Here is a 26710-nt window from a genome sequence, read left to right as displayed (position 1 = left end):
ATCTGAAAATTCCCCATCTCTAGTTTTCTTAAGCCCTTTGTTGCATAAGTGGTTTCCTTTGAATTAGAACAAGCCTGCTTGATAAACATATCGCCCCAGCAGCTAAGCCGGTAATTAAGCCAATCCAATAGCCGTATGCTCCCCAGTTCGTGTAATTTGCCAGAAAATATCCAAAGGGAAGGGCAATAACCCAATAGGATATTAAGGTCATTATTAGGGTAATATTGACATCTTTATATCCCCTCAATACGCCTTGTACTGGTGCTTGAATGGCGTCTGAAAGCTGGAAGAAGATTGCATAGATTAAGAATTGAGCGGTAAGATTTATTACTTCAGGGTCATTCGAATATATTCCAGCGACCTCTGAACGAGTAAAAAATAATAATATTCCGCATAGGGAAGCCATAATTACTGCAATGGTTATACCAATCCAGCTATATTCTTTAGCATCCTTATATCGCTTAGCTCCAACTTCAAATCCTATGACAATAGTTAAGGCCATTGAAACGCTTAGTGGAACCATATAAAGGAGAGAAGCAAAATTTAATGCTGCCTGATGGGCGGCAATGGTTGCGGTAGTAAACTTACTCATGAACAAGGTAACCGCAGCAAATATACTCGTTTCAAAGAAGATGGCGAAGCCAATAGGAATTCCGATAACAAGGATTTCTTTCCATTTTGCAAAAGATACAGAATAAAACTTTCGAAAAATCCCAAACGATGAAAAGGGAACCGCTTTATGGACAATGAAAAAGGCAATAATGGTAATCAGCCAATAGGTTATAGCCGTTGCATAGCCTGCTCCTACACCGCCAAGCTCAGGAAACCCCAGTTTCCCATAAATTAGCAAGTAATTAAAGATGACATTTATAGGTAAAGCCATTAGTGTAATTAACATTGTTACACGAGTTTTCCCTAGCGCATCGATAAATGAACGCAAAACATTGTATACGAATAGCGGAACGATCCCAAAGCCTAAGGCAACTAAATAGCCATACGCCTTCAAATGAACAATTTCCTCTAAATCCATTGCGTGCAAAATCGGGTTTAGTGCAAAACCGCCACATATTAACACAATAATCGAGATGATCACAGCAAGATAGACCCCTTGAAGGACAGAAAAGGCTACTTCCCCTTTTTTTCTTCCCCCAATAAGCTGTGCAACAATAGGAGTAATCGATAAAAGAATCCCGCTTAGCCCCGTAAAAACAGGCATCCAAAGCGAAGAACCGATTGCAACGCCGGCTAAATCCTCAGAACTATAATGCCCTGACATCATCGTGTCGAAAAAACTCATAGAATACATAGCGAGCTGTGTGATCAAAATCGGAATTAATATTGTTAATAGCTGCTTTAATTTTTCCTTTTTCGTGTATGTTTCATTCATGTTTTATTCCTCTTCCAATTTTAATTCGAAAAAGAAATTATATCATATCCTATTTATTTATACCCATAAAACAAGTTGAATGCGAATTGTCATGATTTCGACAAAATGATTTTTCAATTATGTGAAATTTTAAAAATCATGAATGAAAAAGTATTATTTTGCGAAATATATATGATAAAGAAACTTTTAATCATGGATAAAGGAGTGGGAAAATATGAGCTTTCATTTAAACAGAATTAATCCTAATCAGACACAGGTATTGTTTCATGATGGTCGTTTTGAAACACTCACGAATGAAGAATTAGAGGAATTAATGGGACAAATGGGGATAAGTGAAAAACATGATGAAATGGATTCAACAATCACAGACTAAACTCATAAGCATTAAAAAGCAAAAAGCCAACGATACTCGTTTGGCTTTTTGCTCTTATTATGCTTCCATTAAATGTGTTGAACCTTGAAGTGAAGAAGTTCGATGCCGAAGAACTTCAAATGTATATAAATCTTTAGGAATCTCATACAAATTATAGATAAATCCATTTGCATTCAACTGTTCATAGACTGATTTTCTTGATTCATTGGCAAGAATCACATAGGGAAGCTTTTCGGCCGCCTTTTGTGAACGAATATTTTCTTTTCTAATCCGCATAAAGATCGTTTCAATCCCAATTTCATAAAAGAGCTCATCAAAAAATGCATCCTTGGCTAATTTATTATAGCCCATGCCATGGTATGGCTTTCCTAGCCAAGTACCTAAAAAGCCTGCATTTTCTTCGATATCAAATAAATTAATTGTCCCAATTGGAGCACCCCACTCATCAAGAATGGTACGTGATATTAGTTCACCACGTTCTTCAGCCTCTATCGTTTGTTTTGTAATAAAGACAAACTCATCATAGGAATTGGCTTTTTGGCGCACAAAAGGGAAGACATCAGGATGCGTCATTAAATCATACAAATCATGGCATTCATGAAAATCACGTTTCTTGAGCAAGGTTATCCCTCCAGTTTGAGGACAGTCCTTCTCCATGCCAAATAGAGATTACGGTCCACCCTCGAAATTTTTTGTATGTTGCTAAAAAATTTCGGGGTGGGAATCGAACCCACTAGAACCAGTTTTACTGGTGGCGCACCATTTGCCTTCCCTATTCTATCGTTTCCGATATTTGAATTATAATAAAAAAATATTTTACTATCGTATAATACTAAAAAAAAATAAAAAAGGAAATAGGTTTTTTGTGAATTTTTTTCAACAAGTTTCAACAGCAAAATCCTACAATTTTCTTATGACTCTGTGTATTCAAAAACTCCGTTTATCATTGTCCATTTTGGTTTTGCGAGATAATGAAAGGGGTGATGGCTCCAAAGAACTAAATCAGCATCCTTCCCGGTTTCAATACTGCCCAGCTGTTTGTCAATGCGCAGATTTTTCGCTGGGAGAATGGTAATTCCCTCTAAAGCTTTTTGCTCTGATAAGCCTTCACGTACGGCGATAGCAGCACATAAGTTCAAATATTGAATAGGTGTATAGGGATGGTCTGTTGTTATTGATACCTCCACACCTTGGTTCGTAAGTTCTTGATATGTTTTCCATGTTTTATTCTTAAGCTCTACTTTCGAACGTCTTGTTAAAGTTGGGCCGACTGATACCTTTAAGTTGAGATTGGCTAATTCCTCAGCAATGAGATGACCTTCAGTACAGTGCTCAATCCGTAAATCGAGATTAAATTCCTCTGCAAATCGGACAGCAGATATTATATCATCTGCACGATGAGCATGAATCCGAACAGGGATTTCTCGATTGAGAGCTTGAATAATGGGAACGGTTCGTAATGATTCAGGCTGATTTGACTGTATAGCCTCATAGAATACTTCACGAAGCTTTCCCATAATTCCCATTCTGGTGATCGAGTCTTTATTCCCTTGGCTGTGAATTTGCTTTGGATTTTCGCCAAGAGCGATTTTCAATCCTGCGGTTTCCTGGACAAGCATTTTCTTAATATTCTTTCCAGCCGTTTTGATAACAGACGTTGTTCCGCCAATTACATTTGCGCTGCCAGGCATAATGTGAGCGGTCGTAATTCCGTATTTTACTGCATCAGAAAATGCTGGATCTAGAGGGTAGACACCATCCATTGCTCGTACATGAGGTGACATGAGCTCAGCTGTTTCATTGGCATCATTTCCTGCCCAGCCTGTTCCTTCATCGTACAGCCCGAGATGTGTATGAACATCGATAAATCCAGGCAGTAAATAACGGCTATGACATTCGATGACATATATATCTGGACCTGAAACATCTATTTTTCCAGTTCCGGCAATTTTCCCGTTTTCCACTAAAACATCGCCAAAAAACGGAGATTCTGTAACTGGGTAAACATTGGCGTTTTTCAATAATATTTTTGTCATGGTATTCCTTTCTGGTATTAACTTTTTTGTTTCTATTTTAACTAATACGATAATAATAAGAAATATAATTTAATAGAAAAAGCCGCAATAAGCGGCGGAGAGAGATTATATTTTTTCTTGGCGTTTTTTATAATAGAAATAAATTCCGATCGACACAAAAGCCAAAATGATAATTGGCATCAGAAATGGCTTTGCATAGTTTTTAATATCCCTCCAATGATCACCTAACTCCATGCCTAATAATAAAAATAATACGGTCCATGGAATCATGGCTGCTATCGTATATAAAGTGAAAGTGGATAACGGCATTTTGGCAATGCCAGCTGGAATGGAAATCGCATGGCGAATGACAGGGACAAATCGTGCCGTAAATATGACTCCTGTCCCATATTTCTTAAACCATTCCTCTGAAGCATCCAAATGGGATTTTTTGATTAATAAAAATTTCCCGTACTTATCAAGGACTGGCCTTCCGCCATAAACCCCGAGCCAATATAGGAATAGCTGAGCAAAGGTTCCCCCAACAACTCCTGCGATAAGGGCACCCCAGAAATGAATTTGTCCAGTGCTAATTAAATAGCCTCCATAGCTTAAAACAATTTCACTAGGTATCACTTCCACCATCAGGCCAATAGCAATACCAAAATAGCCAAGCTGTGATAAAATGTCAAAAACAGAAAGAATAAACTCTTTCATCTTGTATAACCCCTTTTAATCTCAAATCGGGACCATTAGAATATCCCTGTCATTTGAAGGATGATGATCGATATGCCAAGAACCCAAACATAAACGGCAAAAATTTTCAGTGATTTCCTTTTTAGAAAATTAATCATCCAGACAACTGCCATATATCCAAAAATTGCAGAAGAAAGGGTAGCGACAAACAGACTTCCTAAGGAAATGGCTTCGGTGCGGCCTGATAGCATCTCGCCAAATTGAAGAACAATCCCTCCCGCTATCGCTGGAATTGACAATAAAAATGAGAAATAGGCGGCTGTCTCCCTATCAAGTTTTCTAAATAATCCTGCCGCTATCGTAAGGCCGGACCTTGAAACAGCTGGGAATATGGCTGCTGCCTGAAAAGTACCAATAAATAATGCATCCCCATAGGAAATACTCTCCATTTTCTTTGCCCCATTACGAATTCGATCGGCAAACCAAAGAATCATCCCAGTCACTAAAAATTCCCAGCCAATCGTAACCCCTGTTTTTGAGATTGAGTCAAATAGGTCACTAAATAACAAGCCAACGATAACTGCCGGAATCGTTCCAATGACTAGCAGCATCGAAAGCTTGCCTAATGGGTTTTTCAGAACTTGTAGAAGTTCGTTTTTGTATACGACAAGCACGGCAAGTAATGTACCGACATGCAGCATCGTATCTAGAAAAAGACCCGCTTCATCCAGACCGAATAAGTGTCTCCCTAAATACAAATGCCCCGTACTTGAAATAGGCAAAAATTCGGTAAGCCCCTGAATGATTCCGAGTATAAATGCTTCAAGCTTTGACATCAAATGGCATCACCCTCTGTAAAAAATCTTCTAACCTCTTGGATGAAATATGTAAGTCGTTTTCCAAATAGAGGTTGTCTTTACAAATTGTATTCATCTTGTCCTAAACAAGAACCGAAATTGGCATATAGTGTAAGGCAAATAAAAATGTGTGAAATTTTATGAAACATTTTAGCTTTTAAGACGTAAATAGTAACGTAAGAGGAATTATTTATAAGTTATCGAAAAAAGGAATTGGGGGAATGAAACATGCCATCACAGGATGAAAGAATGCTGGCAGCAGCCATATATGTAACAAGTTTTTTTACAACCATCGTTGGGCCGCTAATTATTTGGCTATTAAAGAAAAACGATTCACCATTTATTGATCAACACGGCAAGGAATATTTTAATTTTGTGATCTCTTATGGAGTGTATGCTTTGATCAGTGGAATCTTAATGATCGTTCTAATCGGTTTCGTCACAATATGGATTGTAGGGGCACTTGGATTTATTTTTACGATTATTGCTGCGATAAAAGCGTACGAAGGAAAGGAATACCATATTCCGTTAGTGTTTAGGATTCTTAGATAAAGCTTTAAGTCTAGGGGATTATTAATCTCTTAGACTTTTTTTATTTTTTTTGAACGATTTCTGAACTGAGACGTCTAATAGCTGTAAACAAATTAATGATTACTTAGGAGGTTATATAAAATGGAATTATTACAAAGCATCAATTGGGCAATCCTTGCTCCCATTATTGTTATACAGCTCATTTTATTAGTCATTGCAGTTATTGATTTAGTCCGTATTGAAAAAACCAATGGGCCAAAGTGGTTGTGGGCAATCATTATCTTATTTGTAAATCTCGTCGGCCCGATCCTGTATTTTGTTGTTGGAAGGAGAAATCATTAATGTCTGTAGTTGTCAATGTCAAAGGACTTAAAAAAGCCTTTAAAAACCTTGAAGTAATTAAAGGGTTGGATTTTACTCTAACGAAAGAAAAGTGTATCGCCTTACTTGGAGCAAATGGAGCTGGAAAAACAACGACCTTGCAAATGCTTTCAGGTCTAATGATGCCAACCTCGGGCAGCATTGAATTTGTAGATATGGAAAAGGGGGCAGACTTTCGAAAATGGATCGGTTATCTTCCGCAGCATCCGGTGTTCTATGAATGGATGACGGGCAAGGAATTTCTAGAATACGCAGGGCAATTAGCTGGTTTACAGAAAAGTGAATCAAAAAAACGGACAGATGAGCTTCTTGAATTAGTAGGGATTGCTGATGCGAAGAACCGCCGCATTGGAAAGTATTCAGGCGGAATGAAGCAGAGGCTCGGAATTGCTCAGGCAATCATTCACAAGCCAAAATTAGTTATGCTGGATGAACCTGTGTCCGCTCTTGACCCGTTTGGCCGGAGAGAAGTTCTCGAGCTTCTTGAAAAGTTGAAAAAAGAAACAACTATTCTTTTTTCCACACATATTTTAAATGATGCTGAGGAGGTTTGTGATGAAATCCTGTTTCTGCATAATGGGGAAATAATAGAATCAGGATCAATGGAAGAGCTTCGTGAAAAACATCAGCACGCTAAGATTGAGCTAGTATTCCGGGGGAAAGCAGACGAGTTTGCTGAAAATTTTTCAAGCTTATCATTACCAGTCTCAGTAGACGGGAATATTATCAGGATTGCAGCCAGTGATGTTGAAATGGCAAAAGGAGCTGTTCTTAAAAAAATAGTTGAAAAAAACTTGCCAATACTTAAGTTTGAGATTAGCAGAACAAGTCTAGAGGATGTATTTATGAAGGTGGTGCAAAAATGAGCCAATGGTTGACTCTTTTTAATAAAGAAATGGTTGAAATGTCGAGAAATTTTAAATGGGTTTGGGTTCCACTTGTCTTTATTTTGCTTTCGGTAAAAGAACCATTAACACTGTATTACATGCCTCAGATCCTTGATGCTGTCGGAGGATTGCCAGAAGGGGCTGTCATTCAGCTTCCAGTCCCATCTGCATCAGAGGTTATGGTTGCAATCCTTAGTCAATTTAATACTTTAGGCGTTTTAATTATTGCTTTAACTTCAATGGGCATCATTGCCGGAGAAAGAAAAAGTGGTGTCGCAGGTCTCATTTTGGTAAAGCCTGTATCTTATACATCTTTTATTACAGCAAAATGGGCCGGTGCCTTGCTGTTATTATGGGCTTCTTATTTCGCAGGCTATCTTGCATCATGGTATTATGTCGTTATTTTGTTTGAAGCAGTTCCTTTCGCTGACTTTATCCAGTCTTTCCTTTTAAATGGTATCTGGCTGTCATTTGTTTTAACGGTTACGTTTCTTTTTAATACAATCTTCAAATCTCCTGGAGCTGTAGGTTTTGTCTCGCTAACAGCTATTATTCTATTAAGTATTATCAATAGTATATTTGCAAATTGGTTAGATTGGAGTCCAGTTCAGCTTCCGGCATATACAAGTCAATTACTGTTTTACGGGGGAGCCCCGAAAGAAACCTTACCAGCTTTAATCGTTTCAATTGTTAGCATTTTTATAATGCTTGCAGGAAGCATTCATATATTTCGGAAAAAAGAACTTGCTTAAGAATCCATGGTTTTGGATTCTTTTTTTATTTTTTTTACAGAAAAAATCATGTTTGAAGAAAATAGTTAATAGATATAGGAAAGAGACTCTATTAATTTAGTATATAAACACATTACTGGGAATGAATTTCCTATTTAGTATGTTAGGAGATTTGGTTATGAATATTCAAGAATATTATAAGAAGTCAGCTATGATATCTTTAAATGCCAGCCTAGCCTCATTATTTCCTCCATTTTTGTTTATCCTTTATGGAATAATTATTGCCCCAAACATAAGTTTTGTTCTAGTGATTATTCCTTTTTTACTTTATAGCCTTATTTGCTATCACTATTATTTATTAAACGATCAGCGTTCTAAGGAAATTTCGATTTTGCAAAATCAATTAGATAATGGTCTTTTATTAGACAAAGATCAGGTGATTCTTACTTTTTTGCCGTCCCCTACTTTAAGAATGCAAATCTTTGATATAAATGGTAAGCTTCTCGGAGAGATTAGGGATATGCAATTTTGGAAGTTTCGATGGTTTTTACCTTATTTCCTTGATAGGTTTTTTGAGAAAAGGTATGGCTTTTATGATGAAACCAACCAATTACTTAGATGCTTTACATTAAAGAAAAAACAAATAGAAATAACCGATGCTAATTCAAACGTTCTTACAACAATTTTTTGCGAGCCAACCAATAAAAGCTTTACATTCACTTATGATAATGAAAGTAATACAATTATAGTTAAGCGATCCTTTCAATTTATGGATATTAGATTTTTCCATACTAATTTAACACCGATAGGCAGGCTGCGAAAAGGCTGGATGCCTTTGGAATGGGGAAACAGATTTAAAGATCCGAATATGCCAGTTCTTACATTTGGGCAATCAATTTTGGCAGAGGACAAGCTGTTGATGTATGCTATCATAACTAAATTATTTCAGTCGTCAAATCACTAATTTAAAAGATAGACTCGTTCATGCAGATAAATGGTTTCTTAAAGGCTAATATAGTATATTAATCAATAGAGATTTTGCATCAAGATATTAGTGATGAGGTGTAGCATGAAAAAGTTTTTGCTGATTGTGGGCGTAATCGTTCTGTGTTTATTTATGGTCGATAAAATGATTCTCCAGGATAAAGGTATTGTAAACAACCTCAATCAGAAATACGATCGGATAGAAAATCCTGAAACGATTCAAATTGGGATCGAGGAAGGCAGAAGGGCACCTGATTTTACCCTTGCGGATTTGAATGGGAATATAGTAAAGCTCAGTGACTATAAGGGGAAAAAGGTCCTGCTAAATTTTTGGGCAACTTGGTGCCCTCCTTGTAAGGCTGAAATGCCGCATATGGAAAAGCTGTATCAAAAATATAAAAAGGATGGGTTTGAAATCCTTGGAGTAAATGTGACAACATCGGAAAAAAACAGAAATCATGTTGATCAATTTGTAGAAGATTATCAATTAACCTTTACAATCCCGCTTGATGAAAAAGGAAAGGCATTTAGTGATTATAGCATTATGGTCTATCCAACGAGCTTTTTTATTGACTCAGATGGTATTATTCGTAAAAAAGTGTTAGGGGCAGTAGATGAAGACGCAATGGAAAAACTAATTCAACGTTTACCTTAATAAGAGATAGAATGACAAAAAACCTGTCTGGCTAATCTATTCATTGGCCAGGCAGGTTTTTTTCCTTATTTTTTGAATCAGCTTCTAATTTCTCTTTAATTCTTCGTTTTCGATAGAGCATCATTCCAGCCTCGGCAATATCATTAACTGCTGAGCGATTGATAAAGGCTCCAAATAAAAGACCGGCAATAGGGATCATTTGAAAAAGCTTCTTCCAGCCGATTTGATCTCTATATGTAAAAACCACCTCACGCCATCCTTGAATCTCTGAAATAACCTCTCTGTTAGCACTATCATTTGGCGAATCGATTAAGGAAAGCTGCTGCAGAATCGCTTTTTTCCCAACGATATCAGAAGAAACGAATTGCAGGACTTTCACCATATACATTCTTTCTCTCTTATCTTTTGGATCATATCCGTAGCAAATAGCGATGTCCTGAAGTGTTTTTAACTGGATCCCAAGAAGAAGTGGAATGTCTAGTGATAAGGTTAGAATGCCGCCAACTCCTGTACTGGCACCTTGGAGCGTAGCGAGTCGTTTCCGGTTTCCTGTCAGTTTAGTAACAGCAGCATCCATTTCATTAATAGGTATGGAATAAACTTCCTCTAAATTATTAATATACTTATCGGGATAATATGATTTTAAAGAAGAAACAGAGCTTAAATATCTTCCGCCAGATTGAATATATTGGCCAAGTTCATCAAGGATAACCCCAATTTTCTTTTGTAAAAAAGCAGGTGTGAACTTGTCCAAAAGCTTAAATGGCAGTCTGCCAAGCTTTTCCCAAAACCATAAGTCATTTTGCGCCTTTTCCCAGTCCTCACTCTTTTTTAATTCCAGCAGTAATTGTTCTTTTGTCTCCATTTCAGCATATTCCTTCCCGTTTTAGATACATACATATACGCTATATAGACTAAAAAGTTTCAATTAGTTAACAGCCAAGTGAATTTAATTGTTTATTTATAAAACTCATGATACTATTTTTACTAATCGAATAAGAATCCTTCGGGGCAGGGTGAAATTCCCAACCGGCGGTGATGAGGAGAAAAATCCTCTTAGTCCGTGACCCGGTTTCAATGTTGAAAACGGTGGATTTGGTGTAATTCCAAAGCCGACAGTTAAAGTCTGGATGGGAGAAGGAATGGACAAGCTTGCGTAAAAAAGTCTTTTTTCTTTACGCTTATTTAGCTATGTTATTATGCCCCGTACATTTATTTGTACGGGTTTTTTTCTGAAGAATTTCAAATGAAGGGAGGAAATTATATGTTCACAGGAATTATTGAGGAATTAGGGATAGTAGAACGAACCGCCCAGATTGGAAATTCGATTAAATTAACGATTAAAGCCTCAAAGATTCTCCATGATCTAAAGCTTGGTGACAGTATTTCTGTCAATGGTGTCTGTTTGACTGTTACAGAGTTTAATCAGGACGGCTTTTCCGCAGATGTTATGCCGGAGACGTTTAAAAGCACCTCTTTGTCATCTTTAAAGGAAAGGGCAAAGGTCAACCTGGAAAGAGCTATGGCTGCAAATGGCCGTTTTGGAGGCCATTTCGTAACAGGTCATGTGGATGGTACAGGTAAAATACTTAAAAAGACCGCAAATGAAAATGCTATATATATTGAAATATCAGTGCCAAGTTCCTTTAATCACCTCCAATTAATGAAAGGGTCCATCGCCATTGATGGCACCTCGTTAACTATTTTTGGGGTTACAGAACAATCAGTGACAGTTTCGATTATCCCACATACTGCTAAGGAATCGGTAATAGGACTTAAGCAAGTTGGGGAGATTGTCAATCTTGAGTTTGATATGCTGGCTAAATATCTGTATTCATTCATAACAAAGGAACAAAATAATAAGACTGAGAATCCAGGTATTTCTGAAGGCTTTTTAAAAGAAAATGGTTTTCTTTAATTTTTAAAAAACTATGTTGGCACCAGGAGGGAAAGCATGTTCAGTGAAATAGAGGCAGCATTAGAAGATTTGAAAGCAGGGAAAGTCATCATTGTTTGTGATGATGAAGACAGGGAAAACGAAGGCGATTTTCTTTCTATTGCCGAGCTTGTGACTCCAGAGACAGTTAACTTTATGGCGAAAGAAGGAAGAGGACTCATTTGTACACCCATTTCTGAAGGGCTGGCCAAAAAATTAGATCTTCTTCCAATGGTGAAAAATAATACAGACAGTCGCGGCACAGCATTCACTGTATCAATCGATCACAAAGAAACAACGACTGGAATAAGTGCTTTTGAGAGGGCGTTTACGATCGAAAGAATGCTGAAGGATGATGCACATCCGGATGAATTTAATCGCCCTGGACATATATTCCCTTTAATTGCAAAGGAAGGCGGCGTATTAAGAAGAGCAGGACATACGGAAGCAGCTGTCGACTTGGCACGTCTTGCCGGTGCGAAGCCAGCGGGCATCATCTGTGAAATTATGAAGGATGATGGAACAATGGCCCGTGTAAAGGATTTAGAGATCATAGCCAAAAAATTTGATCTAAAAATGATTACCATTCAACAGCTCATTGAATATCGGCTTGAACATGATTCTCTTGTAAAAAGAGAGGCTGATATTAAGCTTCCGACCCAATACGGATTGTTTAGAGCTGTTGGATATACGAGTAAATTGGATGACAAAGAGCATGTTGCTTTAGTAAAAGGAGAAATTACCGAAGACGAGCCCGTCCTATTAAGAGTCCATTCGGAATGTCTAACAGGAGATGTTTTCGGTTCAAACAGATGCGATTGTGGACCTCAGCTGGAAGCTGCATTAGCCCAAATTGAAAAGGAAGGGAGAGGCATTCTTCTGTATATGAGACAGGAAGGCAGAGGAATTGGCCTCATCAACAAAATGAAGGCTTACGAGCTTCAAGAAGAAGGGTACGACACAGTTGAGGCAAACCATAAGCTTGGATTTGGCGATGATTTACGTGATTACGGAGTAGGTGCACAAATATTACGAGATTTAGGTGTGAAAAAAATGCGGCTCTTAACAAACAATCCGAGAAAAATTGCTAGTTTGGCTGGCTATGGGTTAGAGGTCTCAGAACGCGTTGCATTGCAAATGCCGGCAAAGAGTGAAAATGAAGCCTATTTAAAAACGAAAAAAACAAAGCTTGGACATTTATTAAAATTATAATGGGAGAGATGAATAATGAAAAAAGTAATCGAAGGGCATTTAGTTGGATCAGGATTGAAAATTGGTATTGTTGTGGCACGATTCAATGAATTTATTACTGGGAAATTATTAACCGGGGCAGAAGATGCTCTTAAACGCCACGGTGTAAGTGAAGAGGATGTAACCGTTGTTTGGGTGCCAGGAGCTTTTGAAATCCCATTAGTAGCCAAAAAGCTCGCTGAAGCCGGAGGGTATGACGCGATTATTACACTAGGAACTGTCATAAGAGGTGCAACGCCACATTTTGATTTCGTCAGTAATGAGGTTGCAAAAGGGGTTGCTTCAACCGGAATGCAGAGCGGAATCCCCATTATCTTTGGCGTGTTAACGACAGATACGATTGAACAGGCAATTGAACGCGCAGGCACAAAGGCTGGAAATAAAGGCTGGGATGCAGCGGTAGGAGCTATTGAGATGGGTAATTTATATAAACAGATTTCCAAATAAGAATGGTTGCTGATTTCCGATTGTCTCTGTAAAATTGCATAGAATAGATAATTTTTTCAATTATTGCATATTTCGACAAACTTAATTAAGTTTATTGTATACAATAGGGACTATCATTATATGCAGTATTTTTCGGAGGTAATGTATGGAGGTTTTTGTAGCGAGGCAGCCGATTCTTAATGCTAATGAAGATGTATTCGGATACGAGCTTCTTTACCGCAAGAATCAGAAAGTAAATGCCTTTCCTGATATTGATGGTGATCAAGCGACAACAGAACTTATAGTTAATAGTTTTTTAAATATTGGGATTGATAAGCTCTCTAACGGTAAGCCTTGTTTTATTAATTTTACCGAAAAACTGCTAAAGCTTAAGCTTCCAACTTATTTTCGACCGCGTGAAATAGTTGTTGAAATTTTGGAATCCATTGATCCTAATGCTGAATTGGTAGAAATCTGCAAAGAGCTGAAGGGGCTTGGTTACCAAATAGCGCTAGATGATTATGTTTTCAATAAAGAGAATAAGTATTCATATGAGCTTCTTAAAAATGCGGATTTTGTTAAAGTTGATTTTCTCTCAACTACAGCCGAAATGAGAGAGGAAATTGAATGGGTTGTCAAGTCAATGAATCTGAAATTAGTTGCTGAGAAGGTTGAAACTAGAGAGGCATTTGAAGAGGCGAGGAAACGAGGGTATCACTATTTCCAAGGATACTTCTTTGCTAAGCCAAGTATACTCTCAACTCGTGACATACCAGCTTACTTCCACTCCTACTATGAAATGATCAAAAACTTTGCAACAAATGAACCAAGTATTGATCGAATTACTGAACTGATTGAAAGGGATATTTCCTTATCATACAAATTATTGAAATTGATAAATTCTCCTGCTTTTAGACCTAAGCAAAAGATAAATTCAATTAAACAAGCAGTAGTCTTGCTCGGTTTAATTGAATTAGAAAAATGGATATATGTATTAGCTGTCCGGGAATCAACAATTGAGAAAAGGAATATATCTCAAGAAACCATTCAAATTAGTCTCACAAGAGCAAAATTGTGTGAAGAAATTGCAAAAATGAAAGTGAAAAGGTCACCTTCTCCAAGCTATTTTATGACAGGGATGTTTTCCATCATGGATTCGATTTTATCTATGCCAATGAACATGATACTAAATGAACTTCCTCTTGAAGAAGATATTTGTGATGCTTTAAATGGGCAGCCAAATCAATTGAAGGATGTTCTTGATCTCGTTCTTGCAGTGGAAACTGCTCAGTGGGGTGTCATAAGTGAAAAATGCAAAGAAATAAACATCGATGAAAAAGACTTATTCAAGTTGTATGCAGAATCATTAAACTGGTCTAATGAGCTTGTGTTAGAAGAAAAATTCACATATTAAATATGAAGAGGCTGTCCTTTAGGGCAGCCCCTTTTTATCCTTTAAAAATTGCAATATAGGTTCAAAGTTTTGCTTATCTTTCGTTTCAAAATAGGTTTTAAAAGGGTCGCCTAGCTGATTGACGCGTTTAATAATTTCTGGAATTTGAAAGTCCTCAACTCTTAATGTTTTCTCTACCTCCTCCCAAAAAAGGGGTGCTGCAACCGTTGCCTCTTTTGTCCCTCGCGGTGAATAAGGACAAACAATTGTTTTTCCTTCTGCATGCTGAATATAATCAACATAGAGCCGTTTTCCTCTATTTTTTTTCATACGCTCTATTGTAAAAGAATCGGGATCTTTCGATATTAAATATTCAGCTATAAATGAGGTAAATAATCTTGTGTCCTCATAAGAATATGTATTTTCTGGCAATGGAATATAGATTTGCAACCCTTTATTCCCTGATATTTTCACAAAGCTAAGCAATTTAAGTTGTTCTAGCACCTCTTTTATTAAAAGAGCGGCTCTAATTGCCAGTCCAAATTCGTCTCTTGATGGCGGGTCCAAGTCAAAAACAATTTCACTTGGTCCTTTACTGTAAATCGTTTGAAAGGGGATATGAAATTCAAATGAAAGCTGATTCCCTAGCCAGAGCAACGTTTTTAAATGGTTACACACGATATAATTAATTCCTTCAGACATGTTTGTTTCCACAAACTCAGGTGCATAATCAGGACAATTCTTCTGATAAAAGGGGTCTCCGAAAATGCCATGAGGGTAGCGGATCACTGTTAGAAGGCGATTTTTGAGAAAAGGGAGCATATACGGAGAAATCTCTCTTAAATAATGAATATAATCGATTTTCTGTATAGGCGGATCTTCCCATAATGGTTTATCAGGATGTGTCACTTCAATATCGGAAGGTAAATTTTTCTGCTGCTGAATAAATTGCTCATACTTACAATCATCAGGCTTCAGATCAAAGCGGAACGTGTGAAAGTGCGGTTCTCTAATCTGCCCTTCATAAATTTCTAAGTATTTCACTTCAACACATATTCCTGGCTCGACATAAATAAATTGGGCATCTTCATTCGTTTTGTTAGCTTTAATAATTTCAAAAAGGGCCTTTTTTTCGTCTGGCTTTAATCCAAATAGAAATTGTCCAATAGGAAAAACTTGATTATTTTGATAAACAGCAGCATAATAATAGCCGTTTGTTTTTTCATAAGCGGTAATGAAACAGGAAACGTATTTCCAATTTTTATATTTGATCCATAATGTTGTTCTTTTCCCTTCCTCCCATTTATTCAATTCCTGTTTTGCGACAATTCCTTCACCATCATAAAGGGTAACCTTGTCCCAAATCTCTTGAAACGTATGGTAAAATGGAATTAGCTGCATGAGTTGATTGCTGTTTTCATTTGGCTGGAGAGGGAGTGAGCAATGTTTAAATACCTCAGCTAATTTCTTTTTTCTTGATAGATAATCAACATCCTTTAATGATTCTCCTTTTAGTTCCAATATATCGAAAATTAATAGATGACACGGTGAGCTGTTTGCTTTTTTAGCAATTCTGTTTTCTGCCCTCATCCTCCCCCTCACTTGGATCTGTCCAAAATGAGCTTTATATGCATTTTCTAGAAAAACGAGTTCACCATCTAATGTAATTGGGAGAAAGGGTCGAAATGAATCTATATTTTTATCAAGAAAGAATTTGATTTCCGGAAAAATCTCTAGTAATGATTTGCCGTTTCTACTCTTTAAGGACAATTCAGATTGACTCCAATGTAAAATGGCCCGAAACCCATCATACTTCACTTCATAAAGCCAATCCTTTCCATTAGGGGCTTCAAAAGATAAACTGGGCAGCATTGGTTTGATCATTATCGAACATCCTTTCCTCACATCCAAACATGTTAGTGCTAATAGAATTCCCTTTTTATTATTCTCTACTCCATTTCCAAAAGTTTAAGGGAATGAGTTCTCGCATTTCACACAAATTAAAGAAAAAGAAGAATGGAGTACACCTATGCATACAATGTGGAAAGGAAGTATAAGCTTTGGTTTAGTCAATATCCCAATTAAGCTGCATACAGCAACAGAGGATAAGGATATTAAGCTGCGGAATCTTCATAAAGAATGTCATTCTCCTATTAAATACGAAAAAAAATGCACGATCTGTGATGTTGAAATAAAGAATGAGGATATTGTTAAAGCATATGAGTATACAAAAGGAAAGTTTGTTGTTCTTGAGGCTGATGATTTAGAAAAGCTAAAGAAGGAAAATGAGGATAAAGCTGTTGAAATCATGGACTTTGTTATGATGGAGCAAATTGATCCTATCTATTATGATCGAACTTATTATATGTCCCCAGGTGATGGAGGAGGCAAAGCATATTCTTTACTTCGCAAGGCATTGGAAGATTCTCAAAAGGTTGGCTTAGCAAAAATCATCATTCGCTCCAAGGAACAGCTAGCCGTTATTCGGGTTTACGAAAATACACTAGTCATGGAAACGATTCATTATCCGGATGAGGTTCGAAAAGCCGAGGATGTCCCTAATGTGCCAGCGGAAGATAAAGTGACAAAAAAAGAAATTGATACGGCCATTCTTCTAATCGATCAGCTAACAACAGAATTTGAACCGGAAAAATATACAGACGAATACCGAACAGCCCTATTGGAACTAATTGAATCGAAGAGAACAGGAAAAGAAATAGTTACCCCTATAGAGAAAGAGCCAGTATCGAATGTGACAGACTTGATGGCGGCTTTACAAGCATCGATTGATAAAACAAAGCCTAATAAACCGGCTCCCAAGAAAAAGCGTGTGGCGACAAAAGCAAAGAAAGAAGCCTAGCCAAGAAAAGTGGAAGCGCCTTGGTCACCCCCGACAAGCACAAGACGAGCCTCTCGGAAAGGTGAACTTTACCTTTCTGGGAGGATTGGCTTGTGACCTCGAGGGGGTAGGCGCTGAAGCTAGACAGTTCTCAAACTTCAAAAGCTAAACTTTCTTTATATTGAATTTGACCGATTTTGTAATTTAGCAAAATCGGCTTTTTTAATCGCAAATTAAATGTTTTTGCTAATATAGTAATAATAAGGAAAAAAGCCGCAGATTTTTTCAATGGGGAGAGATGAAAGTGGAAAAGTATATATTATCTCTAGATCAGGGAACGACAAGCTCCCGCGCAATTATTTTTGACCGAAAAGGTGCCGTTGTCCATATTGCGCAAAAAGAATTTAAGCAATACTTTCCGAACCCAGGGTGGGTTGAGCATAACCCAAATGAAATTTGGGGGTCCATCCTAGCGGTTATTGCTGCAGTTCTATCAGAAACAAGAATAAAACCCCAACAAATTGCTGGAATTGGGATAACGAATCAGAGGGAAACGACCGTTGTGTGGAATAAAGAAACGGGCAATCCGGTTTATAATGCAATTGTATGGCAATCCAGACAGACGAGTGAAATTTGTGAACAATTAATAGCGCAAGGATATAATGATCTTTTTCGTGAAAAGACTGGTTTATTAATTGATGCTTATTTCTCAGGTACAAAGGTTAAATGGATATTGGATCATGTAGAAGGTGCAAAGGAAGATGCAAAGCAAGGGAAATTAATGTTTGGCACGATGGATACTTGGCTTATCTGGAAGCTTACAGGCGGAAAATGTCACATAACAGATTTCTCGAATGCTTCACGGACCCTTATGTTTAATATTTATGATTTAAAATGGGATGAAGAGCTGCTTCAAATTCTGGAGATACCAAATACTATGCTTCCTGAAGTTAGACAATCATCTGAAATATATGGCCATACATCAGAGTATCACTTTTTTGGCAGGGAGGTACCGATTGCTGGCACTGCAGGAGATCAGCAGGCAGCCCTCTTCGGACAGGCTTGCTTTGAAAAAGGCATGGCAAAAAATACGTATGGCACTGGCTGTTTTATGCTAATGAATACAGGTGAAAAAGCTGTTCGTTCTCAACATGGACTTTTAACGACAATTGCTTGGGGCTTAAATGGAAAAGTGGAATATGCTTTAGAAGGAAGTATTTTTGTCGCGGGGTCTGCCATACAATGGCTCCGAGATGGATTAAGGTTGCTTAGGAGTGCTAATGATAGTGAGTTATATGCGAAAAAGGTTGTTTCAACTGAAGGGGTATATGTTGTTCCTGCTTTTGTTGGTCTAGGAACTCCGTATTGGGATAGCGATGTTCGTGGAGCTGTATTTGGTTTAACAAGGGGATCATCGAAGGAGCATTTTATCCGCGCAACTTTAGAGTCTCTAGCGTATCAAACAAAGGATGTCTTATCCGCAATGGAAGCTGATTCGGGTATTACCTTAAAAAAACTGCGGGTAGATGGAGGAGCAGTGAAAAATAATTTTCTCATGGAATTTCAATCAGATATATTGAATGTCCCTGTTGATCGTCCAATTATTAATGAAACGACAGCACTTGGTGTTGCTTATCTGGCAGGACTTGCAGTCGGATTTTGGAGTAGTCAGGAGGAAATTGCTGAAAAGTGGGCGATTGATTGTACTTTTAACCCCAATATGGAGGAAGAGAATCGGAATAATCTATACAACGGCTGGAAGAAAGCAGTTCATGCAGCAATGGCATTTAAATAAAATTTCTTACATCCTCTAGTAATATGGAAAAATAGCCACTTTTGAAAAGGAGGATGCAATATTGTTATTTTCAAACAAAAACCGCCACGAATTGATTAACATTCTGCAAAAGCAACAATTTGATGTTTTGATTATAGGAGGGGGAATTACTGGCGCAGGGATCGCTTTCGATGCCTCATCGAGAGGAATGAAAACCTCTTTAGTTGAAATGCAGGATTTTGCTTCAGGCACATCCAGCCGTTCAACTAAGCTAGTCCATGGCGGTCTTCGCTATTTGAAAAACTTTGAAGTTAAACTGGTTTCAGAAGTTGGGAAGGAACGAGCCCTTGTTTATGAGAACGGGCCGCATATCACGACACCTGAATGGATGCTTCTGCCCATTCATAAAGGTGGAACGTTTGGAAGGCTTAGCACTTCAGTTGGCCTTAGGGCCTATGATTATTTAGCAGGTGTAAATAGAGAAGAAAGAAGAAGGATGCTGGATGTTCAAGAAACGATAGAGAAGGTCCCTCTTATTAAAAAGGAAGGTCTTCAGGGTGCTGGATATTATGTTGAATATCGTACAGATGATGCTCGTTTATCAATTGAAGTAATGAAAGCAGCCTATGAAAAAGGGGCTGTACCTATAAATTACACGAAGGCCGTTAAGCTCCTTTATAAAAATAATAAAGTAGCTGGCGTATTAGTTGTTGATGAGTTAACTGGAGAGGAGTACGAAATTAAAGCACATAAAATTGTCAATGCGGCTGGTCCGTGGGTTGACTACATTAGGGAAATGGACAGTTCAAAAAAAGGGAAAACGATGCAACTGACAAAAGGTGTCCATATTGTTATTGATCAATCCAAGTTCCCATTGAAGCAAGCTGTGTACTTTGATACGTCAGATAATCGTATGATCTTCGCGATTCCGAGAAATGGAAAAACCTATGTAGGGACAACGGATACTTTTTACAATCAAAATCCTCAAAATCCAAAAATAACGAATGAAGATAGACATTATCTCATCCAAGCAATAAACGATATGTTCCCAGAAGCAGGGGTGAGAGAAACAGATATCGAATCAAGCTGGGCAGGAGTTCGCCCATTAATCTGGGAAGAGGGGAAGGACCCTTCTGAAATTTCAAGGAAAGATGAAATATGGGAATCTTCATCTGGTCTCATTACTATAGCTGGCGGTAAATTAACCGGATACCGTAAAATGGCTGAGACCATTGTTAATATGCTTGCAAATAAATTTAAAGTAGAAAACAATCGGGAATTTCCTCCCTGCACGACAAAGACTTTACCTATTTCAGGTGGAGATGTGGGTGGTTCTAGGAACTTTAATGCCTTTATCGAGAGTAAATCTAGGAATGGGATAGAAATGGGGTTAACTAAAGAAGAGTCTTTTCATCTCATTTCGATGTACGGTTCAAATACTTCAATATTATTAACAATGATTGAAGCAAATGGCAGAAATGAAGCGGAAAAATATGAAATGCCACTTACATTATGGGTGAAGCTCAAATACGCACTTGAATATGAAATGGCTGCGACACCCTCCGATTTTTTTACAAGAAGAACAGGTGACCTATTATTTGATATTAAATCAGTATGGAGATACCGAAAACAGGTACAAAAATATATGTCAGATTACTTTAGATGGAGTGAAGAGAGGGAATACCAATTTATTATGGAGCTGGAGCAGGAGTTAAGCGATGCAACAAATCCTGAGGAATAGTAATGGGACCCTAAGACCCCCTGGGTCCCCTAATTTTAATTTGGAGATTCGATTGACATCTAGTGGGAATTTTGATATTATAAATACTTGCTTATTTGAGGTTTAATCGTTGAGTAGTGGATTTTGATGTAACCCAATACATTATTCGTTTTTTTAAGGTGCGGAATAATAATATAATTACTGATTAATTTATCAACTTATATTGCAGTTTCTTCTTAAATCTTCTTCTGAATACCCGGAACATCTACACTTCAGTTTTAAATTCTTCAAAATATAAAATCACAAAAATGTTATTAAATTCGATAATTATCTGATTTTCTGTAATACCTGATTCCCGCTGGCACGGTCAAGGAGCCGTAAGGATGGAAGAGAGGTAGGGCTTTCATTGTCTTAGGTGTTAAACAAGTTTATGCGCTGAAGCACGACATTATAAAGCCTCGAATAGGCCATAAGGTGTAAAAGTTTTTAGTTATCCTTTTAGTATTGACATTATTAGGATTCCCGGTTATTATAAGGTTAACGCTGTAATGTTCGTTATATATATTTTTGGATAAGTGGTCGTAGCTACAATAAATTGTGGACGATTTTATTCCTCATTTATTGTGGCTGCGATCTTTTTATGTTAAAGCCTATATATTAAAGACTTATAGTGAAACATATTTTTGGAGGTAATAACATGAACACAGGTAAAGTAAAATGGTTTAATGCAGAAAAAGGATTTGGATTCATCGAGTCTTCAGAAGGTCAAGACGTATTCGTACACTTCTCTGCAATCCAAACTGATGGTTTCAAAACTTTAGAAGAAGGTCAAGCTGTAACTTTCGAAATCGTTGAAGGTAACCGTGGACCTCAAGCTTCTAACGTAAACAAAGCATAATATTGCTAGAAATGGGGTGGTGCATGTCATTCATGCATCACTTTTTGCTGTCTAGCGAAAGCGCCTACCCCCAACGTACAGGACGTACTAGTGTCGACAATGGGACAGGACGTCCCGCTTTTGTCGACCTTGAGGTCACAAGCCAATCCTCCCAGAAAGGAAAAAACACCTTTCCGGGAGGCTTGTCTTGTGCTTGTCGGGGGTGGGCGAGGCGCTTTCGCTTTTCTATTTACGTTATTTTTTCTCCACTTTGTATAATCTTCATCCATTCCTCAAAAGAGAATCCATCCAACTTGCTTTTTAGGAATAATACTTTTCCTCACGTAATTGGAAAATACTATAAAGATCATTTTTTATAATGGGAAAATAAATTCTCATTATAAAAATGTAAAAAAGAGATGCAAACTGGAAAACCTATTAACGTAGTTATTGTTTAATATAAGATTAAAAAGTGTAGTTATATTAAGGAGGAACAAATATTTTGACAACATTCTCAGATTTTAGCTTAAGTAATGAAATAGTAAAAGCATTATCAAATATGGGATTCGAGGAACCAACACCAATACAAGCCCAAGCAATACCTATTGGTCTTGAGGGTAGAGACATGATTGGGCAGGCCCAAACCGGAACAGGAAAAACAACTGCATTCGGCGTTCCGCTTCTGGAACAAATTAATATTGAAGAAGGCATTCAAGGTCTTGTTCTTGCTCCTACTCGTGAGCTGGCTGTTCAAGTAGCAGAGGAATTAAACCGAATTGGTCAAGTTAAAGGTGTGAAAACTTTACCAATATATGGCGGTCAGGATATTAATCGCCAAATTCGTGCTTTAAAAAATAGACCACATATCATTGCGGCCACTCCTGGAAGACTAATTGACCATATTGAAAGAAAAACGATTCGTCTTAGCAATATAAAAATGGTTGTACTTGATGAAGCGGATGAAATGTTAAATATGGGCTTTATTGAAGATATCGAAAGAATTTTGAGTGAAATTAAAGGGGAGCGTCAAACCCTCCTATTTTCTGCCACAATGCCAAGAAGAATTCAAACCCTTGCTGAAAAGTTCATGAAGGAACCGGCACTAGTAAAAGTGAAAGCAAAAGAAATGACTGTGGAAAATATCGAACAGCATTATATGGAAGTTCATGAGAAACAGAAATTTGATGTGCTTTGCAGTCTGCTTGATATTCAATCTCCAGACCTTGCGATTGTATTTGGACGTACAAAAAAACGTGTTGATGAAGTGGTAGAAGGATTAATTAAACGCGGCTATTCAGCTGAAGGAATTCATGGTGATATCCCTCAGGCGAAGCGTGACCAAGTGATTCGTCGTTTTAAAGAGCAAACGATCGATATCATGGTTGCTACAGATGTGGCAGCAAGGGGCCTTGATATTAGCGGAGTTTCCCATGTATATAACTTTGATATTCCGCAGGATCCTGAGAGCTATGTTCATCGAATTGGACGAACAGGCCGTGCCGGAAAGAAAGGACTTGCAGTAACATTTGTATCACCAAGAGAAATTGATCATTTGAAGATCATTGAAAACGTAACGAAGAGCAAAATGGCGAAAAAGCAAGTCCCATCTTTTAAAGATGTACTTGCAGGCAATCAGCAGGCTACCATTAATCGTTTAATGGCTGTTATTGAGAAAAATGACCATAATGATTATAAGCGTGCAGCCGAAAATTTACTCGAAGACACTGACTCTGTTTCCTTATTAGCAGCGGCATTAAAATTATTAACTAAGGATATTGATGTTACTCCAGTTAAATTAACAGCTGTTGAACCGATTCGTGTTAGAAAGCCGCGAACAGATAGAGGCGGGGATAGAAAACGCTATAATGACCGTGGCAGAAGCTCAGGAAGTGGCGGAAGAGATAGAAGAGATGGCAGGGAAAGAAGAAGAAACCGGACGACCAATAAATAATCAGCAGGGTTTACAGCCCCTAAATTTGTGATTAATTGGTAAATCTTTATTTTTCCATGTATTTCTTCAAGAGAATTTGGTTAAAATCCTAAATAATTACCCATAATAAGATTTGCAGGGTAATATATTCTGTCACTGATTGATATTTAGGAGGATTAAAATGGCAACAGGTAAAGTAAAATGGTTTAACGCAGAAAAAGGTTTTGGTTTTATTGAGGTTGAAGGTGGAGAGGATGTATTTGTACACTATTCAGCTATCCAAAGTGAAGGCTTCAAAAGTCTTGATGAAGGCCAAGAAGTTAATTTTGACATAGAAGAGGGACAACGCGGACCTCAAGCAGTGAATGTAACTAAAGCTTAACAAATGTAAAAGAGCCATATTTATTATAGGCTCTTTTATTATTTTTTGTCTTTAGCAGGATAATTGGTCATAATAAAATGGAGTACGAAAGTAGGGGGAAGAGCTGTGAAGGAATTTACTGTTCAATTTCATAAGGAAGATCAAGTTGAAGCAATGAAAGTTCAGAAATTAAGTGAAGAAGATTTTGAAAGATTAACCGAGGGTGGAACAAGACATTTATTTGAATTGGACACGAATATTGGATTCTTTATTTTCTTCGATGCCATTGATGACAGTGGGAAAGAATCGTATATGGTCCTTCAATACGAGGACGAGAATGAAGATCCAAGTGCATGCTATGCTTTTGAATTAAAAGATTTTTATCAATTTGCTGCATTACACTTAAATGATTTAGAGTTCCAGGAAGAGAATGAAAGCGATGAAGACGAAGACGAATATAGTCCAATTCACCATTTAGCGCATTTAATGTATCATATTGCTGAAGACGGGAAAGGAATTGAAGTTTAGAAAATAATTAGGCTGTCCTATAAGTGCCTGGCACTTTACGGGACAGCCGATTACTTAATTATCCTCTGCTTCTATGTAGTGATCCATGCAAAACTTTGAGATTAGTTTCTCTTCATCCTCTTCTAATGCAAAGTCTAATATTTGATCTGAACTTAGAAAATGATAATTAAGAATTCGAAAATCATCCTCTTTTTTATAAAACAAAACTCGAAGCTGTAATCCGTTTTCAGAGTACAAATCATCATCTTCATTCACTGCAATATCTAAAAAGAATTCAAAACGATCTCCTAATAAAATTCCTGTAGGGTCTTTTAGCTGCTCCACTGTATAACTTGTTATTTCCATAGGCTTCACCCTTTCTTAATCAAACCAAAATCTAGTTAACGAGAACATTATACACCTTACCCGATAAAAAGAAATAGTATTACTTTTTCTTTAAAAAAGTTTCTATTTTCGATTTTTTAAAAAATTAGGTTTATGTACTAAAAGAAAGTTATTTGACCTTTTGACTGTTAAGGGAAATTATGTTATACTATTTAAAGAGTTTAATGTATGTACAGAGTTTCCCATAAATCACTTGTTATTTAGAGTTGGTGAGTTTTTCCCTTTATTTAACAAGTTTTTTTATTTTAGGGAAAAATAGGGTTCTACCCTTTGGGAGGTGCCTTAATATGGCAATGGGATTTGGGCGAAAAAACACAGAAGAGATCAAAATGGAAGAAGTAAAGGTTTGGGAATGCACATCAGATTCATGTAATTGCTGGGTCCGAGATAATTTTAAGAGCAGTCAACAGCATTCTTGTCCAATTTGTAAGAGTGAAATGAAAGAAGCAATAAGGGAGCTTCAAGTAGTGAATAACAATAGTATTTATTCCAATAATTAATATAAAGAGGGCGATCTTTGATCGCCCTCTTTCTTTTTGTATAGCTTATCATAACATGAACAAAATAATGGAAACTAAATAATTTGGAAGTGAATGGTGTTGCCAAACTCTTTTTGGTATTTGTCCTTAGTTTTCATTAGTCTAATCGTCTTCATATTAGTATATATAAAATCAAATCATTTTCGAAAGGATTTAGCTGTTTATATTTTTGCTGCCGGTCTTTCTTTTTTCGGGGAAGTTATCGTGCTTATCCTTTTTCAAGCGTACGATTATTATCCTCATTTTCTCAAAGAGCATTGGTCGGATAATATCGTTGGAGCTTTGATTTCTCAGGGCTTCATTATCCCTATCGCGTTAATGGCAATAGGGGCTTTTCAATTAAGGGAAAAATGGGTAATACTAATCATTTTTGTAATCATACTAATTGAAGAACTATTTTTACGGCTAGGAATTTACGAACATAATTGGTGGCTAACATGGTACACATTTGGTCTTCTTTTGTTCGCTTCCTACATCATGAAGTGGTGGAGAAGAAAATTAAATAATCCTTCCATTTGGATGCAATTTATCACTATATATATGTTATTTACGATAATTCTGCATACGATAACTTTTTTTCTGTCTGCTGTTCTCAAACTTAGCTGGTATTCAATGGACTTGTTTGAATCGATATATAAAGATCACACAATTCTAAAAACAATGATAAATATCATTTTGACCATCCCATTAACAGCCATCGTTCTATTTTCATATAAGTATGTAACGTTAATTGCTCTCTTTATTTTTACGGTCATTTTTAATACTGTACTAATAAAATTGGGGATACTTTATGTGATTGATTTCAAAGTAGTCATTGTCATTGCCTTCATTCATTTGTTTATAGTTTTTATTGTTAAAAGGTTTAATGATTACCTTTTTCCAGGGGAAAAGGATTTCGTTTAGGAAGCATAATTTTCTCCTCCTAACAAAAAATATAATGATTAATATGAAGGAGTGAACACAAATGGATGTTAAACGCGTTAAACAAATCCTTTCTTCATCAGCAGATATCGAAGTGACGTACAATGGTGCATCTGTGTGGATTGATCAGTTAAATGAAGATGGAAAAACAGCTACCGTTCATCTAAGAGGTCCACTTGAAGAAAGATCGACTGTAGATATAACGGAGCTTCAAGAAAGGTAATATAGCAGCCACCCTAAAAAATTAGGGTGGTTGTTTTAATATTAGGCTAATATTAAATACAATATCATTGGTTTTAACAGCGTGGTTTATTAAAATAGAGGAGATCCAGCA

The 26710-nt window shown here is 37.1% G+C and carries 29 protein-coding genes and 1 riboswitch; of the genes, 21 read left to right on the top strand and 8 right to left on the bottom strand.

Annotated features, from left to right (window positions below; translation table 11 throughout):
• Nucleotides 1-28: 28 nt before the first annotated feature.
• On the bottom strand, nucleotides 29-1387 hold the full coding sequence (locus RRV45_RS13150; RefSeq protein WP_315665146.1) for an MATE family efflux transporter: 1359 nt from the start codon (nucleotides 1385-1387) through the stop codon (nucleotides 29-31).
• A gap of 214 nt (nucleotides 1388-1601) precedes the next feature.
• On the opposite strand from RRV45_RS13150, the gene RRV45_RS13145 reads away from it, so the two are divergent.
• Nucleotides 1602-1760, top strand: coding sequence for a hypothetical protein (locus RRV45_RS13145; RefSeq protein ID WP_315665145.1), 159 nt, complete (start codon nucleotides 1602-1604; stop codon nucleotides 1758-1760).
• Nucleotides 1761-1817: 57 nt separating this feature from the next.
• On the opposite strand, the gene RRV45_RS13140 is transcribed toward RRV45_RS13145, so the two are convergent.
• The 4 genes from RRV45_RS13140 to RRV45_RS13125 all read right to left on the bottom strand — a co-directional run bounded on the left by RRV45_RS13140 (nucleotide 1818) and on the right by RRV45_RS13125 (nucleotide 5307).
• The gene (locus tag RRV45_RS13140) at nucleotides 1818-2381 is read right to left on the bottom strand and encodes a GNAT family N-acetyltransferase (protein WP_315665144.1); all 564 of its coding nucleotides are present in this window, start codon (nucleotides 2379-2381) and stop codon (nucleotides 1818-1820) included.
• A gap of 290 nt (nucleotides 2382-2671) precedes the next feature.
• A complete protein-coding gene (locus tag RRV45_RS13135) occupies nucleotides 2672-3796 on the bottom strand; it encodes an amidohydrolase (RefSeq protein WP_315665143.1) in 1125 nt (374 codons plus the stop codon).
• Between the two features lie 105 nt (nucleotides 3797-3901).
• Nucleotides 3902-4492, bottom strand: a complete 591-nt coding sequence (locus RRV45_RS13130) for an undecaprenyl phosphate transporter UptA (RefSeq protein WP_315665142.1) — start codon at nucleotides 4490-4492, stop codon at nucleotides 3902-3904.
• A gap of 35 nt (nucleotides 4493-4527) precedes the next feature.
• Nucleotides 4528-5307, bottom strand: coding sequence for an undecaprenyl-diphosphate phosphatase (locus RRV45_RS13125; protein WP_315665141.1), 780 nt, complete (start codon nucleotides 5305-5307; stop codon nucleotides 4528-4530).
• 249 nt (nucleotides 5308-5556) lie between these two features.
• On the opposite strand from RRV45_RS13125, the gene RRV45_RS13120 reads away from it, so the two are divergent.
• The 6 genes from RRV45_RS13120 to RRV45_RS13095 all read left to right on the top strand — a co-directional run bounded on the left by RRV45_RS13120 (nucleotide 5557) and on the right by RRV45_RS13095 (nucleotide 9497).
• Entirely contained in the window at nucleotides 5557-5880 is a 324-nt protein-coding gene (locus RRV45_RS13120; RefSeq protein WP_315665140.1) for a DUF4870 domain-containing protein, read from the top strand.
• A gap of 120 nt (nucleotides 5881-6000) precedes the next feature.
• A complete protein-coding gene (locus RRV45_RS13115) occupies nucleotides 6001-6201 on the top strand; it encodes a PLD nuclease N-terminal domain-containing protein (RefSeq protein ID WP_315665139.1) in 201 nt (66 codons plus the stop codon).
• Nucleotides 6201-7106: an ABC transporter ATP-binding protein gene (locus RRV45_RS13110; RefSeq protein ID WP_315665138.1), complete on the top strand. Its 906-nt coding sequence runs from the start codon at nucleotides 6201-6203 to the stop codon at nucleotides 7104-7106. The genes RRV45_RS13115 and RRV45_RS13110 overlap by 1 nt, the downstream gene beginning before the upstream one ends.
• The gene (locus RRV45_RS13105; RefSeq protein WP_315665137.1) at nucleotides 7103-7879 is read left to right on the top strand and encodes an ABC transporter permease; all 777 of its coding nucleotides are present in this window, start codon (nucleotides 7103-7105) and stop codon (nucleotides 7877-7879) included. Before RRV45_RS13110 ends, RRV45_RS13105 begins: the two co-directional genes overlap by 4 nt.
• A gap of 157 nt (nucleotides 7880-8036) precedes the next feature.
• Nucleotides 8037-8822, top strand: a complete 786-nt coding sequence (locus RRV45_RS13100; RefSeq protein WP_315665136.1) for a hypothetical protein — start codon at nucleotides 8037-8039, stop codon at nucleotides 8820-8822.
• Nucleotides 8823-8927: 105 nt separating this feature from the next.
• Entirely contained in the window at nucleotides 8928-9497 is a 570-nt protein-coding gene (locus RRV45_RS13095) for a peroxiredoxin family protein (RefSeq protein WP_315665135.1), read from the top strand.
• A gap of 40 nt (nucleotides 9498-9537) precedes the next feature.
• On the opposite strand, the gene RRV45_RS13090 is transcribed toward RRV45_RS13095, so the two are convergent.
• A complete protein-coding gene (locus tag RRV45_RS13090) occupies nucleotides 9538-10362 on the bottom strand; it encodes an EcsC family protein (protein ID WP_315665134.1) in 825 nt (274 codons plus the stop codon).
• A 133-nt stretch (nucleotides 10363-10495) separates the two neighbouring features.
• Nucleotides 10496-10643: riboswitch (FMN riboswitch) on the top strand.
• Between the two features lie 118 nt (nucleotides 10644-10761).
• Between RRV45_RS13090 and ribE (RRV45_RS13085) the strand changes: the two genes are divergently transcribed.
• The 4 genes from ribE (RRV45_RS13085) (at nucleotide 10762) to RRV45_RS13070 (ending at nucleotide 14524) form a co-directional block, all read left to right on the top strand.
• Nucleotides 10762-11415, top strand: a complete 654-nt coding sequence (gene ribE, locus RRV45_RS13085; RefSeq protein WP_315665133.1) for a riboflavin synthase — start codon at nucleotides 10762-10764, stop codon at nucleotides 11413-11415.
• A gap of 36 nt (nucleotides 11416-11451) precedes the next feature.
• Nucleotides 11452-12645: a bifunctional 3,4-dihydroxy-2-butanone-4-phosphate synthase/GTP cyclohydrolase II gene (locus RRV45_RS13080; RefSeq protein ID WP_315665132.1), complete on the top strand. Its 1194-nt coding sequence runs from the start codon at nucleotides 11452-11454 to the stop codon at nucleotides 12643-12645.
• Between the two features lie 15 nt (nucleotides 12646-12660).
• Complete coding sequence (gene ribE, locus RRV45_RS13075) at nucleotides 12661-13131, top strand: 6,7-dimethyl-8-ribityllumazine synthase (RefSeq protein ID WP_315665131.1); 471 nt, start codon at nucleotides 12661-12663, stop codon at nucleotides 13129-13131.
• Between the two features lie 145 nt (nucleotides 13132-13276).
• Nucleotides 13277-14524 carry an EAL and HDOD domain-containing protein gene (locus tag RRV45_RS13070; protein ID WP_315665130.1) on the top strand — a complete coding sequence of 416 codons (1248 nt, stop codon included), beginning with the start codon at nucleotides 13277-13279 and terminating at the stop codon, nucleotides 14522-14524.
• 18 nt (nucleotides 14525-14542) lie between these two features.
• Here the strand turns inward: RRV45_RS13070 and RRV45_RS13065 are convergent, their stop codons facing one another.
• Entirely contained in the window at nucleotides 14543-16384 is a 1842-nt protein-coding gene (locus RRV45_RS13065) for a DNA ligase D (RefSeq protein WP_315669031.1), read from the bottom strand.
• Between the two features lie 148 nt (nucleotides 16385-16532).
• On the opposite strand from RRV45_RS13065, the gene RRV45_RS13060 reads away from it, so the two are divergent.
• From RRV45_RS13060 to RRV45_RS13030, 7 genes are all read left to right on the top strand, one after another.
• Nucleotides 16533-17363 carry a non-homologous end joining protein Ku gene (locus RRV45_RS13060; protein ID WP_315665129.1) on the top strand — a complete coding sequence of 277 codons (831 nt, stop codon included), beginning with the start codon at nucleotides 16533-16535 and terminating at the stop codon, nucleotides 17361-17363.
• A 283-nt stretch (nucleotides 17364-17646) separates the two neighbouring features.
• Entirely contained in the window at nucleotides 17647-19137 is a 1491-nt protein-coding gene (glpK, locus tag RRV45_RS13055; protein ID WP_315665128.1) for a glycerol kinase GlpK, read from the top strand.
• Between the two features lie 61 nt (nucleotides 19138-19198).
• Nucleotides 19199-20857 (top strand): glycerol-3-phosphate dehydrogenase/oxidase, encoded by a 1659-nt coding sequence (locus RRV45_RS13050; RefSeq protein ID WP_315665127.1) that lies wholly within the window; start codon nucleotides 19199-19201, stop codon nucleotides 20855-20857.
• Between the two features lie 676 nt (nucleotides 20858-21533).
• Nucleotides 21534-21734, top strand: coding sequence for a cold-shock protein (locus RRV45_RS13045; protein ID WP_066300496.1), 201 nt, complete (start codon nucleotides 21534-21536; stop codon nucleotides 21732-21734).
• A gap of 481 nt (nucleotides 21735-22215) precedes the next feature.
• Nucleotides 22216-23664 carry a DEAD/DEAH box helicase gene (locus tag RRV45_RS13040; RefSeq protein ID WP_315665126.1) on the top strand — a complete coding sequence of 483 codons (1449 nt, stop codon included), beginning with the start codon at nucleotides 22216-22218 and terminating at the stop codon, nucleotides 23662-23664.
• Between the two features lie 160 nt (nucleotides 23665-23824).
• The gene (locus RRV45_RS13035) at nucleotides 23825-24025 is read left to right on the top strand and encodes a cold-shock protein (RefSeq protein WP_066300509.1); all 201 of its coding nucleotides are present in this window, start codon (nucleotides 23825-23827) and stop codon (nucleotides 24023-24025) included.
• 105 nt (nucleotides 24026-24130) lie between these two features.
• Nucleotides 24131-24532: a cytosolic protein gene (locus RRV45_RS13030; protein WP_315665125.1), complete on the top strand. Its 402-nt coding sequence runs from the start codon at nucleotides 24131-24133 to the stop codon at nucleotides 24530-24532.
• A 54-nt stretch (nucleotides 24533-24586) separates the two neighbouring features.
• Here RRV45_RS13030 and RRV45_RS13025 read toward each other — a convergent pair whose 3' ends face one another.
• A complete protein-coding gene (locus RRV45_RS13025) occupies nucleotides 24587-24877 on the bottom strand; it encodes a DUF6509 family protein (protein WP_315665124.1) in 291 nt (96 codons plus the stop codon).
• A gap of 326 nt (nucleotides 24878-25203) precedes the next feature.
• On the opposite strand from RRV45_RS13025, the gene RRV45_RS13020 reads away from it, so the two are divergent.
• The 3 genes from RRV45_RS13020 (at nucleotide 25204) to RRV45_RS13010 (ending at nucleotide 26599) form a co-directional block, all read left to right on the top strand.
• Nucleotides 25204-25416 (top strand): cold-shock protein, encoded by a 213-nt coding sequence (locus tag RRV45_RS13020; RefSeq protein ID WP_315665123.1) that lies wholly within the window; start codon nucleotides 25204-25206, stop codon nucleotides 25414-25416.
• Nucleotides 25417-25515: 99 nt separating this feature from the next.
• On the top strand, nucleotides 25516-26358 hold the full coding sequence (locus RRV45_RS13015) for a hypothetical protein (protein WP_315665122.1): 843 nt from the start codon (nucleotides 25516-25518) through the stop codon (nucleotides 26356-26358).
• Nucleotides 26359-26419: 61 nt separating this feature from the next.
• Nucleotides 26420-26599 (top strand): H-type small acid-soluble spore protein, encoded by a 180-nt coding sequence (locus RRV45_RS13010; RefSeq protein ID WP_315665121.1) that lies wholly within the window; start codon nucleotides 26420-26422, stop codon nucleotides 26597-26599.
• Nucleotides 26600-26710: the final 111 nt, after the last annotated feature.

This window comes from Bacillus sp. DTU_2020_1000418_1_SI_GHA_SEK_038, from assembly GCF_032341175.1.
In the GTDB taxonomy this organism is placed as follows: domain Bacteria; phylum Bacillota; class Bacilli; order Bacillales; family Cytobacillaceae; genus Cytobacillus.
This window is presented reverse-complemented; position numbering and strand designations above follow the sequence as displayed.